The organism is Gordonia sp. B8661-1 (assembly GCF_059427765.1).
Window position 1 is genome coordinate 803,110 of sequence record NZ_JCAHRL010000001.1, and the last position, 12,820, is coordinate 815,929.

12 protein-coding genes are annotated in these 12,820 nt (G+C 67.7%); 5 read left to right on the forward strand and 7 right to left on the reverse strand.

Annotated features, from left to right (window positions below; genetic code table 11):
• Positions 1–16 precede the first annotated feature (16 nt).
• From AC4JJG_RS03785 to AC4JJG_RS03795, 3 genes are all read right to left on the reverse strand, one after another.
• On the reverse strand, positions 17–2,563 hold the full coding sequence (locus AC4JJG_RS03785) for an ATP-dependent Clp protease ATP-binding subunit (protein ID WP_495398862.1): 2,547 nt from the start codon (positions 2,561–2,563) through the stop codon (positions 17–19).
• Between the two features lie 368 nt (positions 2,564–2,931).
• Positions 2,932–3,696 (reverse strand): VOC family protein, encoded by a 765-nt coding sequence (locus AC4JJG_RS03790; RefSeq protein WP_495398861.1) that lies wholly within the window; start codon positions 3,694–3,696, stop codon positions 2,932–2,934.
• 30 nt (positions 3,697–3,726) lie between these two features.
• Positions 3,727–4,335: a TetR/AcrR family transcriptional regulator gene (locus AC4JJG_RS03795; protein WP_495398860.1), complete on the reverse strand. Its 609-nt coding sequence runs from the start codon at positions 4,333–4,335 to the stop codon at positions 3,727–3,729.
• A 74-nt stretch (positions 4,336–4,409) separates the two neighbouring features.
• Here AC4JJG_RS03795 and AC4JJG_RS03800 point away from each other — a divergent pair, with 74 nt between their 5' ends.
• The 3 genes from AC4JJG_RS03800 (at position 4,410) to AC4JJG_RS03810 (ending at position 7,299) form a co-directional block, all read left to right on the forward strand.
• Positions 4,410–5,252 (forward strand): alpha/beta fold hydrolase, encoded by an 843-nt coding sequence (locus AC4JJG_RS03800; protein WP_495398859.1) that lies wholly within the window; start codon positions 4,410–4,412, stop codon positions 5,250–5,252.
• 149 nt (positions 5,253–5,401) lie between these two features.
• Positions 5,402–5,980, forward strand: coding sequence for an RNA polymerase sigma factor (locus AC4JJG_RS03805; protein ID WP_495398858.1), 579 nt, complete (start codon positions 5,402–5,404; stop codon positions 5,978–5,980).
• On the forward strand, positions 5,977–7,299 hold the full coding sequence (locus tag AC4JJG_RS03810; RefSeq protein ID WP_495398857.1) for a VOC family protein: 1,323 nt from the start codon (positions 5,977–5,979) through the stop codon (positions 7,297–7,299). Before AC4JJG_RS03805 ends, AC4JJG_RS03810 begins: the two co-directional genes overlap by 4 nt.
• Before the next feature lie 134 nt (positions 7,300–7,433).
• Here the strand turns inward: AC4JJG_RS03810 and AC4JJG_RS03815 are convergent, their stop codons facing one another.
• The 3 genes from AC4JJG_RS03815 to AC4JJG_RS03825 are packed head-to-tail and all read right to left on the reverse strand — an operon-like array spanning position 7,434 to position 10,692.
• Positions 7,434–8,900, reverse strand: a complete 1,467-nt coding sequence (locus tag AC4JJG_RS03815) for a flavin-containing monooxygenase (protein WP_495398856.1) — start codon at positions 8,898–8,900, stop codon at positions 7,434–7,436.
• The gene (locus tag AC4JJG_RS03820; RefSeq protein ID WP_495398855.1) at positions 8,897–9,835 is read right to left on the reverse strand and encodes a patatin-like phospholipase family protein; all 939 of its coding nucleotides are present in this window, start codon (positions 9,833–9,835) and stop codon (positions 8,897–8,899) included. The genes AC4JJG_RS03815 and AC4JJG_RS03820 overlap by 4 nt, the downstream gene beginning before the upstream one ends.
• Positions 9,832–10,692, reverse strand: coding sequence for an SDR family oxidoreductase (locus AC4JJG_RS03825; protein WP_495398854.1), 861 nt, complete (start codon positions 10,690–10,692; stop codon positions 9,832–9,834). Before AC4JJG_RS03825 ends, AC4JJG_RS03820 begins: the two co-directional genes overlap by 4 nt.
• A gap of 94 nt (positions 10,693–10,786) precedes the next feature.
• Between AC4JJG_RS03825 and AC4JJG_RS03830 the strand changes: the two genes are divergently transcribed.
• A complete protein-coding gene (locus tag AC4JJG_RS03830; RefSeq protein WP_495398853.1) occupies positions 10,787–11,410 on the forward strand; it encodes a TetR/AcrR family transcriptional regulator in 624 nt (207 codons plus the stop codon).
• On the opposite strand, the gene AC4JJG_RS03835 is transcribed toward AC4JJG_RS03830, so the two are convergent.
• On the reverse strand, positions 11,392–11,760 hold the full coding sequence (locus AC4JJG_RS03835) for a winged helix-turn-helix transcriptional regulator (RefSeq protein ID WP_495399603.1): 369 nt from the start codon (positions 11,758–11,760) through the stop codon (positions 11,392–11,394). The two genes, AC4JJG_RS03830 and AC4JJG_RS03835, sit on opposite strands and share 19 nt — an antisense overlap.
• A gap of 197 nt (positions 11,761–11,957) precedes the next feature.
• Between AC4JJG_RS03835 and AC4JJG_RS03840 the strand changes: the two genes are divergently transcribed.
• Positions 11,958–12,812 (forward strand): NmrA family NAD(P)-binding protein, encoded by an 855-nt coding sequence (locus AC4JJG_RS03840; protein ID WP_495398852.1) that lies wholly within the window; start codon positions 11,958–11,960, stop codon positions 12,810–12,812.
• Positions 12,813–12,820: the final 8 nt, after the last annotated feature.

Here is a 12,820-nt window from a genome sequence, read left to right on the forward strand (position 1 = left end):
CTCCGTTCGTCAGGGACTAGCTCGCGTCGGAGTTGCCCTCGCCTGCCTGGCTGAGCACCACCGGCGAATCCGGCAGCTCCCGCGGACGCTCCGAACCGGTGAACGTGAACTTGGCGTCCTCGCCGTCGTCCTCGCCGTCCCAGCCCTCGACGTCGACCAGCACGATCTGGCCGGCGGTCAGCTCGTTGAAGAGGATCTTCTCGGAGAGCTGATCCTCGATCTCACGCTGAATCGTGCGACGCAGCGGCCGGGCACCGAGCACCGGGTCGAACCCGCGCTTGGCCAGCAGCTTCTTCGCCCGATCCGTGAGTTCGAGTTCCATGTCCTTGTTCTTCAGCTGCGTCTCGACGCGACCGATCATCAGATCGACCATCTGGATGATCTCGTCCTGCGTGAGCTGGTGGAACACGATCACGTCGTCGATACGGTTGAGGAACTCGGGCCGGAAGTGCTTCTTCAGCTCGTCGTTGACCTTGAGCTTCATCCGCTCGTAGTTGGACTGCGAGTCATCACCGGAGGTGAAGCCGAGGCCCACCGCCTTGGAGATGTCGGAGGTGCCGAGGTTCGAGGTGAAGATCAGCACGGTGTTCTTGAAGTCGACCGTGCGGCCCTGACCGTCGGTGAGACGGCCGTCCTCGAGGACCTGCAACAGGGTGTTGTAGATCTCCGAGTGCGCCTTCTCGATCTCGTCGAAGAGCACCACCGAGAACGGCTTGCGGCGCACCTTCTCGGTGAGCTGGCCGCCCTCTTCGTAGCCGACGTACCCGGGAGGAGCACCGAACAGCCGCGACGCGGTGAAGCGGTCGTGGAACTCGCCCATGTCGATCTGGATGAGTGCGTCGTCCTCGCCGAACAGGAAGTTCGCCAGCGCCTTGGACAGCTCGGTCTTACCGACACCGGACGGGCCGGCGAAGATGAACGAGCCGGACGGACGCTTCGGATCCTTCAGACCCGCACGCGTACGGCGGATCGCCTTGGAGACGGCCTTGACGGCATCCTCCTGACCGATGATCCGCTTGTGCAGCTCCTCCTCCATACGGAGCAGACGGGTGGTCTCCTCCTCGGTGAGCTTGAAGACCGGGATACCGGTCCAGTTGCCCAGCACCTCGGCGATCTGCTCGTCGTCGACCTCGGCCACGACGTCCATATCGCCACTGCGCCACTGCTTCTCACGCTCGGCACGCTCGGTGACAAGGGTCTTCTCCTTGTCGCGGAGGCTGGCCGCCTTCTCGAAGTCCTGCGCATCGATCGCGGATTCCTTCTCGCGACGGGCATCGGCGATCCGGTCGTCGAACTCCCGCAGGTCCGGCGGAGCGGTCATCCGGCGGATGCGCATACGCGCGCCCGCCTCGTCGATGAGGTCGATCGCCTTGTCCGGCAGGAACCGGTCGTTGATGTAGCGGTCGGCCAGAGTCGCCGCGGCCACCAGCGCACCGTCGGTGATGGACACCCGGTGATGGCTTTCGTAGCGGTCGCGCAGACCCTTGAGGATCTCGATGGTGTGCTCCACCGACGGCTCGCCGACCTGGACCGGCTGGAACCGGCGTTCGAGGGCGGCGTCCTTCTCGATGTACTTGCGGTACTCGTCGAGGGTGGTGGCACCGATCGTCTGCAGTTCGCCACGCGCCAGCTTCGGCTTGAGGATGCTGGCCGCGTCGATGGCGCCCTCGGCGGCACCCGCGCCGACGAGCGTGTGCAGCTCGTCGATGAACAGGATGATGTCGCCGCGGGTGTTGATCTCCTTGAGCACCTTCTTGAGGCGTTCCTCGAAGTCACCGCGGTAGCGGCTGCCCGCGACCAGCGAACCGAGGTCGAGGGTGTAGAGCTGCTTGTCCTTGAGGGTCTCGGGCACCTGGCCGTTGACGATGGCCTGCGCCAGTCCCTCGACGACGGCGGTCTTGCCGACGCCGGGCTCGCCGATCAGCACCGGGTTGTTCTTGGTGCGGCGGGACAGCACCTGCATGACCCGCTCGATCTCCTTCTCGCGACCGATGACGGGGTCGAGTTTGCCCTCGCTCGCGGCGGCCGTCAGGTTGCGGCCGAACTGGTCGAGGACCAGCGAGGTCGACGGCGTGCCGGATTCGCTGCTGCGACCGCCGGTGCCCGCCTCCTGCGGCTCCTTGCCCTGGTAACCGGACAGCAGCTGGATGACCTGCTGACGCACCCGGTTGAGGTCGGCGCCGAGCTTGACCAGCACCTGCGCCGCAACGCCCTCGCCCTCGCGGATGAGGCCGAGCAGGATGTGCTCGGTGCCGATGTAGTTGTGGCCGAGCTGCAGCGCCTCGCGCAGCGACAGCTCGAGGACCTTCTTGGCGCGCGGCGTGAACGGGATGTGCCCGGACGGTGCCTGCTGGCCCTGGCCGATGATCTCCTCGACCTGGCTTCGCACACCCTCCAGGGAGATCCCGAGGGACTCGAGCGCCTTGGCGGCGACACCCTCACCCTCGTGGATCAGACCCAGGAGGATGTGCTCGGTGCCGATGTAGTTGTGGTTGAGCATCCGCGCTTCTTCTTGCGCCAGGACGACGACCCGGCGTGCGCGGTCGGTGAACCGTTCGAACATTGTTCTCCCTCGTTTGCTAGCGCCCCGGCCGTCGGTGACCACTGTTGTGAGGTCGCACACTTCTGGGTGTGCGTTCCACGTGGTCGAGGTACACGACGACCAGCCTGCTTCCAGTCTAGAGGTCGTGTGTCATGCACCTGCAGTTAACGCCCGTCCGGAGAATTCATCCGAACGAACCCGGCGGGGGTCTGACTGCTTCAACCGTGCACGTCGTCGGCATGTTCCGGACTCGACGCAGCACCGCTACGCCCTCAGCGAACGGGCGACGGATCATCGGAAAGGCTGCGGAAAACATCGCCCTCAGCGCGGTCCGAGGGCAATTTGCCCTCGAAGGTCTCTCACGACGATGTTTTCCGCAGCCGCGGGGCTCACTCCTGGCCGGCGCTCGAGAGAACGGAGATGACATTGCCCGACGGATCGGTGAACCACGCGATGTCCGGTCCGCCGCCGGCCCCGCGCGCGATGCCGCGGTCGTCCTGATCGAACCCGTCGTAACGGAGGAAGGCGACACCCTTCGCGGCCAGATCGTCGACGGCCCGATCGATGTCGGTGACCGGGATGTTGAGGATGGTGAAGGCTGCGGGCTGATGGTCGGGCTTCGGATAGGCGAGGACGGTCGTCTGCCGGTTGATCCGCACACCGAGGATCCCCATCGGGAATCGCAGGACCCGCATGCCCAGCACGTCGCGATAGAAGTTCGCGGCCTCGTCCAGGTCACGCACCGCGAATCCGCTGAAGGCCGACTCCGGGCCGCTCATCTCGGCTTCGTGCTCGTCACTGAGCCGGACGATCTGCAGCCAGTTGCCGTCGGGGTCACGAACGGTGCCGAAGAAGTTGCCGTCGCGGTCCTCGAGGGGGCTGACCCATTCCGCACCGACTCCGTCGAGCCGCCGGGCGGTGGCCTCCGGGTCGTCGACCTCGACATTGAGGATCGCCCGGGCGCCGTTCGTGTTGGGTCCCGACACGTCGTCACGCTTGTCGAACATCAGGTAGAAGCCGTCCAGGCCGACGACCGAGTAGCCGTCACCGGGTGTTGATTGGACCTCGGCCTCGAAAACCGTTGCGTACCAGCGTGCGAGACGCTGCGGATCGTCGGTGGACAGGAGCATGGAATTGATCGTTGCGGTTGCCATACCCATACCGACCGGGTGCCGCGCGGGAACTCATCGGTCGATCGTGAACGAATCGATGATCCGGTCCATCACGACCACCATCTCCGCCGTCGCGGCCGGACGATCGTCGGCGGCGGCGACGTAGAGCGCGGCCTCGTCGAGCGCGCCGACGGCCACGTGGGCGATCGGCCGGACCGGCTGCTGGGCCACCCGCCCCTGTTCGATGGCCGTCGCGATCAGGCCCTCGATGAGCGCGAAGCCGAATTCCTCCCCACGCGCCCGCCATTCCACCCAACCGAGCACCGACGGCGCATCGACGAGCGTGATCCGGTGGACCGCCGGTTCGGTGACGAGCTCGAGGAAGATCCGGGCCCCCGCCTTGAGCGCATCGATCGGATCGTCGGCCGCCGACTCTCCGACCCGTGTGGCGATCCGGGCCACGATGCCCTGCTCGACATCGTCGTAGACGGCCGCGAAAAGCCCCTTCTTGTCATCGAATTGGTGATAGAGCGCGCCACGCGTGACACCGGCCTCCTCGACGATGGCCTGCGTGCCGACCTCCGCGTAACCGTGTTCTCCGAAGAGGTGACGACCGGCGCGCACGAGCGCGGCGCGGGTCGCCGCGGTGCGTTCGGCCTGGCTTCGACGATTGACATTCATTCTGTCTGTATGTAACTTCCGTACTGAGTGTTCGTAAATGACAGTCACACCTTATACGGAAGGCGCCCGCACCCATGGCAACCGTGGAACTCCCCTCCGGCACCATCGATTACGACGTCGTCGGTCCCGCCGACTCACCCCATCCGCCCGTCCTGTTCATCCATGGTGTCGCCGTCGACAACCGGCTGTGGACGTCGGTCGCGGACCTCCTCGCCGCCGCAGGCCACCGCTGCTACCTGCCGATCCTGCCGCTCGGTTCACACCGCATCCCGTGGGGCCCGGGCCACGATCGATCCGTCCGCGGCGCGGCCTCGCTCGTCACCGAGTTCGTCCACGAATTCGGACTGTCGGATGCCACTCTCGTGGCCAACGACACCGGCGGTGCGATCACCCAATACGCGCTCGCCGACGATCCCGATCTGGTCGGCCGGCTGGTCTTCACCAACTGCGACGCCTTCGATCTCTTTCCGCCGCAACCCTTCCGGCTGATCTTCGGGCTGATGAAGAACCCGACCTTCACCCGCCTCGCCATCGCCGGACCGCTCCAGGTGACGGCCATCCGGCACTCACCTCTCGGCGTCGGACTGCTCACCCACAACCGGAACGCCGAACTCACCCGCGACGTCTTCGAACCACTGCGGACCGACCCCCGCATCCGCGACGACCTGTCCGCATTCCTCCGCACCATCGATCCCGACGAACTCGCCCGGATCACTCCCCTGATGTCCCGGGTGACCGTTCCGGTCTCCTTCGTGTGGGGCATGCAGGACCGGTGCTTCACGCCCGAACACGGTCGCCGGTTCGCCGCGGTCTTCGGCGACGTTCCCTTCACCGAGGTCCCCGACTCGCTGACCTTCGTCGGACTGGACCGCCCGGATGCGGTGGCCGACGCCGTGATGGCCGCCGTGCGGAAGTAGCCCGGCAGCAGTCCACAGTCGTCACCGCCTGCGCCGCCGATCGCGTACTGCGATCGGCGGCGCACCCACGTGTCGGGGTGTGGACTCGGCGACGAATCAATTTCCGTATGCGGCGTCGGATTCTTCGTCCCGCGTACGACGATGAGTATGTGAGTGGCGAACGCGAGGGCCCACGGGGCCGGGGAGCCCAGGCATTGCTGGCGGTGTACGACGACGCGCTGCCCGCGGTCTACGGCTATCTGTACCGGCGATGCACGGATCGTCGCGTCGCCGAGGATCTGACGTCCGAGACCTTTCTCGCGGCGATGGACACCGTGCGGCGTGACGCGACCATGCAGCCGTCGACCCCGTGGCTGATCGGTGTGGCTCGACACAAACTGGCCGATCACTGGCGTGCGAAGCAGCGCATCCCCGAACCCGTGGACGAGGTGCCCGAGTCCCCGGCCGATCACTGGGACGTCCACCTCGACCGGCTCGTCGCCCACGCGACGCTCGCGCGGCTCTCCCCCGGCCACCGGGCCGTGCTCACCCTGCGCTACGTCGACGACCTCCCGGTCGCCGAGGTCGCCGCCCACCTCGGCCGCACCCCCGGCGCGACCGAGGCACTGCTCACGCGCGCCAAGAGAGCCTTTCGGGAGGCATACCCCGACGCCGGCCCGGAACCCGACGGATCACCACCCCACAGCCCACCGTCCGGCGGGCGGCAACCGAGAGGAGGTCACGCATGAACACGCACCGCGACGACGAACGCGAGTGGTCCGATCCGTTCGTGGCCCTTCGTGCTGCCGACGGCCCCGCATGGTCGGAACCCATCACACCCGACTCCGGATTCGCGAACGTACTGCGCGACCGGCTCGAGCGTGGCGCAACACTCCCGGAAGGAGTCATCATGAGCACTGCGACAACCGCGCCGGTGCGGGAAACCCCTGCTGCCGAACGTCTTCCGCGCCCCGGCGCCCTGCCGTACCTCGCCGTCACCGACGGGCGTGCGGCCATCGACTGGTATGTCGATCACCTCGGTGCGCGGCTGGTGGGCGAGCCGATCGTCATGGACGACGATCGCATCGGTCATGCCGAACTCGAGATCGGCGGCGGCACCATCTATCTCGCGGCCGAGTTCCCCGACATGGGGTTGCGCGCTCCGGCCGCCGGACATGTCTCGGTGAGCCTGATGCTCGATGTCCCCGACGTCGACGTCGCCGTCGCCGAGGCGTCGCGCGGGGGCGCGGCGGTCACGCGGGAGCCCTATGATTCGTACGGCCACCGCACCGGGACGATCGTCGACCCGTTCGGGCACCGCTGGATGCTGACCGGTCCGTCCGCGGCTACACCCGCGCCGTCACGCGTGCGGCAAGGCGACCTGGTGTACGCCTCGCTGCAAACCCCGGATGTGGCACGCGCGGTCGCCTTCTACGGCTCGGTGTTGGGCTGGGACTACGACCCGGAGACCCGTCAGGTCACGAATCTCGGCCACCGGCTGGGCCTCTCACAGGCCGGCGACTACGGCATGAACACTCTGTACTGCGTGTACGCAGTCGACGATTTCGAGTCCGCCCGGGCCGCGATCATTGCCGCCGGCGGGACCGCGGGGGACGTCGACGAGGTGGCCCGTGACGGCGTCCGGGTGATCGACGCGACCGACGATCAGGGCGTCCGCTTCTCCGTGCACGTTCCCGCACCCGATACGCCACGCGCAGAACAGCACCCACGCGGCGTCGGGGAACTGTCCTACCTCACGGTGCACACACCGGACAGCGCGCGCTATCGCGCCTTCTACGGGCCGGTCCTGGGATGGTCGTTCACGGCGGGCCGTATCGACGACGGCTGGGAGGTCGACGACACGCACCCACAGGTCGGAATCGCCGGGGGCTCGGAAACCTCTGTGGCGGTACCGATGTGGAATGTCGCCGACATCGAGGCCGCGGTCGGCCGGGTGCGTGCCGCGGGCGGCACGGTGATCACCGAGCCCGATCGTCAGGCATACGGGCAGATGGCCCTGTGCCGCGACGATCAGGGCGCCGAGTTCTACCTCGGGCAGCTGTTCTGAGATCTCGATACGCCCACTCGCTACGCTCGCGCGCTCTCGATCAGCAGGAGAACAACGCGATCCCAGCTTCGCTGATCGAGTAGGTCGAGGCGCCAACCGAGACCGTATCGAGATCCTTTGCACCCCAGGAGATGTCAGGCCCGGTCGACGTGATAGTCGGCCGGGTCGGGCTCGGTGAGCATCCGGTCCAGGGTCGAGCGATCGTACGGCCAGAGGTCGACGGTTCCGGCCTCGGAGAAGTACCACGAGTTGCAGCCGGTGTTCCAGACCGTCGGGACCATCGCATCGGCGACGTCGTCGGTGAAGCGGGTGGTGGCCTCCTCGGTCACCTCGACCGCCTCCACCTCCCCGTCCCGGAAGCGCCGCAGCCAGCCGACGATGTACTCGGCGGTCCGTTCCGCGGAGTGCTGCAACGGAATCGAGCCGGTCGGCGAGTTGGGACCGAGGATCGTGAACAGGTTGGGGAAGCCGGGGATGGCCGTCATCCGGTAGGCGCGCGGCCCCTTGTCCCAGGCGTCGTCGATCGTCACGCCGTCCCGTCCGGTGATGGCCATCGGCCGCATGTAGTCGTGTGCCCGGAATCCGGTGGCCAGCACGATCACATCGATGTCCCGCTCGACGCCGTCCGCGGTGCGGATACCGGTCGGCGTGACCTCGACGATATCGTCGGTGACGAGTTCGGCATCGTCGCGTGTGATAGCGCGATAGTAGGTGCCCGACACCACCTGCCGCTTACACAGCGGCTGATAGTCGGGGGTGAGCTTCTCCCGTAATACCTTGTCGCGCACCTGAGCCCACAGGGACAGGCGTGCGTATCGCTGCACGGCGCGACGGCGCCACGAGGGACGCAACACGACGTCGGTGAAGATCCCGGTGGTACGGACCAGTCCGCCGAACATCGCCCGGTGCACACGCGGCAGTCGCCCCAGCGCGGCCGCGACGAGCTTCGACTGCCGGACGCCCATCGGCGCCCACAGCACCCACTGCGGCGAGCGCACGAAGTGGATGAGCCGCTCCGCCTCCGACACGAGAGCCGACACCACCTGCACGCCGGTCGATCCCGTGCCGATCACGGCGATCCGTTTGCCCGCGGTGACGATCTCGTCGTCCCACCGTGCGGTGTGCACGATGGGACCGGTGAAGGTGGCGAGTCCGGGGATGTCGGGAACGAATGGGTGATGCAGCACGCCGGTCGCGCACATCACGAAGTCGGCGACATGCGTCTCGCCGGTGGCGGTGGTCACCGACCAGGTCTTGCTGTCCTCATCCCAGTCCGCCGCAAGGACTTCGGAGTTGAGGCGCAGATACGCGTCCAGACCGAGTTCATCGACGACGTCACGGTGATACCGCTGGATCTCGGCACCGGTGGCCCAGATGTGACTCCAGTCGGCCTTCGGCGCGAAACCGAATTGATAGATCTGCGACGGCACGTCACAGGTGAGCCCGGGGTAGCGATTCCAGTGCCACACACCCCCGACGTCCGACCCCTTCTCGAGGATCACCAGGTCGGTAAACCCGGCCTCGACGAAGGTGTGGGCGGCCGCGATACCCGCGACACCCGCCCCGATGATGACGATGCGTGGACTGCGGTCGGCGGTCACAGCGCGGCATCCGCGCGATCGAGGGCCCGTCCGACGGTGTAGTCGGCTGTCTCCATGGCGGATTCGAATGCGGCTTCGCGGTGCCCGCGGTTCATGAAGTTGGCGCCGAGCCCGGCGAGTGCATGCCGATCCGGCAGGATCGGGACCACGGTCGTGCCCCGGGCGCGCACCCGGTCGATCTCCTGATGCAGGACGGCCGACATCGGCTGCCGTAGGAGACGATCCTCCAGCACCCCGCCGATACCCGGAACCCGTTGTCCGGCTTCGGAAGCCATGGGTGCGATCACATAGATGACATCCGCTTCCTCCGGGCCGATGAGGTCGATCGACGCGGTCGATGCCGCACCGCCGTCGACGTACCGGCGGCCGCCGATCGTCACCGGCGGCATCCAGCCCGGAATGGCCCACGATGCACGCAGCGCCTCTCCGGCGGTCGCCGCCGGTGCACCGGGCGAACCGAAGGCGACACGTTCGCCGCGATCGATGTCGAAGGCCACCATGCGGGCCCTGCTGTGGGGCAACGGATTCTCTGCGGTGTCGTAGGCATCGGCCAGGGCCTGGAGCCACGCGGGATTGCCGCGGCCGGTGGGTGCGACACCGGTCATCCGCGCCAGGGGCGACGGGAACCGCCGTCGCGCCAACCCGGGCGACAGCGGCCGCGGAACCGGTAGCGGCGGGATCCCCGACGGGGTTGCCGCCAGATGTGCACGCAGACGCGGATCCTCGGCCCGCCCGCGCTGCATCGCGACGAGTTCGTCGGTGCCGACGCCCCCGGCGAGCATGGTCACCATCTCCGCGCCCGCCGACGTTCCCTGCAGGACATCGAATTCCGATGGCTGCACGCCGATATGATCGGACAGCGCCTTGAGCGTCGCGACGATCCACGCGCCACCGATGGTGCCACCGCAGCCGATGGCCACTGCGCGCCTGGTCATCGTGCGGCCTCGATCCCGGCGTGGCGGTCGAGGCGGTCGGTATAGGCGCGCCGGCCGTCGGCATCGATGGCGGTGAGGGCCCGCCGGTCCTTGATCAGGGTCCGCACCGCGTTCTCCAGCCATTCCGGGGTCAGCGCGTCGGACAGTCGCCATGCCGGAGCGACCCATCGGGGCACCGACGTCTCGGCGGCCCGGGTGCGGCAGGTGTGCACGATGGCGCGGGCGACGTCCTCGGGGTCGACGGTCGGCATGCCGCCGCCCAACGGTGCACCGGAGGACAGTTCGGTGCGAACGGCGGACGGGAGGATCGCCGACACCGTGACACCGGTGCCCAGGTACTCGCGGCGCGCGGCGCGGGAGGCACCGAGTGCGGCGAACTTGCTGGCGTTGTAGGTGACCATCCCCGGGATCGGGATGAGCCCGGCCAGGGACGCCACGTTCACGACATGTCCGCGCCCGGCCGCGACCATGTCCGGTATCACCGCGCGCATGCCGTTGAGCATCCCGCGGACGTTGACGTCGAGGGTCAGATCGATGAGTTCCTCGGACTCCTCATCGAGAGCGGCCAGCGGCATCACCCCCGCGTTGTTCACGAGGATGTCGACGGAATCCCCGTGTGCGGTGACCTCTTTCCGGAATTGCGCCCACGAGGCCGGGTCGGTGACGTCCAGCGCCGCGGACTGCGCATTCCGGATGCCTGACGCGGTGACGGCGGCGACGTCGGCATCGATGTCACCGATCCAGACGCGCGCGCCCTGCGAGGCGAACAACCGCGCGGTGGCCTCGCCGATCCCCCGCGCGCCACCGGTCACGATCACCGTCGCCCCGTCTATCGACATGCTGTTCTTCCGCCCCATGACGCCCCTCCATCGCTCCCGCCCGTTTCGAATACCGACGGTATCCGGATGCCGACGGTAGGTCAACAGCGGTCGAGTCTTCTAGACTCGGGCCATGCCGCGCTTGACCCGGGCCGAGAGCCAGGCCGCCACCCGCACCGAGATCCTGGCCGCGGCGTGCCGGCGATTCCTCGACGACGGCTATGCGGCAACCAGTCTCGACCAGATCGCGGACGACGCGGGCTATTCGAAGGGCGCGATCTACTCCAACTTCCGCGACAAGCCCACCCTGTGCCGGGAGGTGCTGGCGACGGTGCACCAGGAAAAGCTCGCCGAGATCGAGGCGATCATGCGGGACGACGGCGACCTGGCCTCCCAGATCGAGTCGATGGAACGCTGGCTCGGCGCCACCGTCGGCGACGTCGGCTGGACGATGCTGGAGATGGAGGTCGCGGTCATGTCCCGCACCGACCCGGGCATGCAGGAGATGGTGTCGTCACTGCGCGGCGGCATGCACAAATCGATCCGGTCGGTACTGCGAGCCCTGGGCAGGCGTATCGACCCCGACCTCGATCCCGCGCATCTCGATCTTCTGGCCGATCAGATCGTCAGCAGCGCATTCGGACTCGGCGTACAGCGCGCGGTGGACCCGTCCGTCTCGATCGAACCGCTGTTGCGATTCATCCGCGACTCGGTCGGCGAGGTCGCGAACGGTGCCGCTCAGCCCCGCGCGTCGTAGTCGACTCGCGCCTGCTCCACGTCCGCCACATGCCCCTCGACGTAGTCGATCAATCCTGTCAGCCGATCCGCAACGGCCACACCGAGATCGGTGAGCGAGTACTCCACTTTGGGCGGAATCGTCTGCAACACAGCACGATTGACGAAGCCATCACGTTCCAGGGCCTGCAGCGTCACCGACAGCATGCGCTCGCTCACTCCGTCCACGCGACGACGTAATGCGTTGAAGCGCAGATCGCCTTCCGCGAGCGCGGCGAGTGCCAGCAGTCCCCAGCGACTGGTGACGGTCTGCAGGATGTCCCTCGACGCGCAGTCACGCGCGAACACATCGGCCAGGAGTGCGGGTTCCATGCCGGCGGCGGCCAGTTCATCGGCCGCCCGGGCACCCTCGTCGTCGCGTGCCACATCGGAAACGTGCGGGTCGGATGCGGCGGACATGATCATCACTCTACCTGACCGACAGCCATGCACTTCCTTCTAGATTTGCACTGTACGAAAAGTAAGTGCACCATGGGTCGAGTTCCCGCACCCGACACCGGAGGATTCTCATGACCACCTACGCAGTGACCGGCGCAACCGGAGGTCTCGGCGGCGCAACCGTCGACGCGCTGATCCGCCGGGGTATCGCACCGGCGGACATCGTCGCGGTCGTGCGCAACCCCGATCGCGCCGACGCCCTGCGATCGGCGGGAGTGGACGTTCGCGTCGCCGACTACGCGGACCGCGACGCACTCGACACCGCCCTCGACGGCGTGGACCGACTGCTGCTCGTGTCCGGACCCGAGGTGGGCAAACGTCTCGCCCAGCACACCACCGTGATCGGCGCGGCGAAGGCCGCGGGCGTCGGACTACTCGGGTACACCAGCATCCTCCGGGCGGACAGTTCGCCTCTCACCCTCGCCGAGGAGCACGCCGGGACCGAAAAGGTGCTGGCGGACAGCGGAATTCCCGCCGTCATCCTGCGCAACGGCTGGTACTGGGAGAACTTCGTCAAGTCCACGCCCGCCGCAGTGGAGAGCGGAGTGCTGTACGGCGCCGCGGGCGATGGCCGGGTGGCCGGAGCCGCGCGGGCCGATTACGCCGACGCCGCGGCGGCGGCGCTCATCGACGGCACGCCCGGCATCATCGAACTCGCGGGACCCGAGCGCCTCACCCACGCGCAGATCGCCGCCGCCATCGGTGAGGTCACCGGCACCGACGTGCGGTATCAGGATGTGCCCGAAGCCGATTACGCGGCGGCCCTCACACAGGCCGGCATCCCCGGGCCGTTCGCCGCCGTCCTCGCGAACTCGGACGCGCGCACCGCCGACGGTGCGCTGGATGCCGACGATCCCGCCCTGACCGAGTTGATCGGTCGGGACCCCGTGCCGTTCACGCAGGTGCTCCGGGACGAACTGGGCTAGTTCCGCCG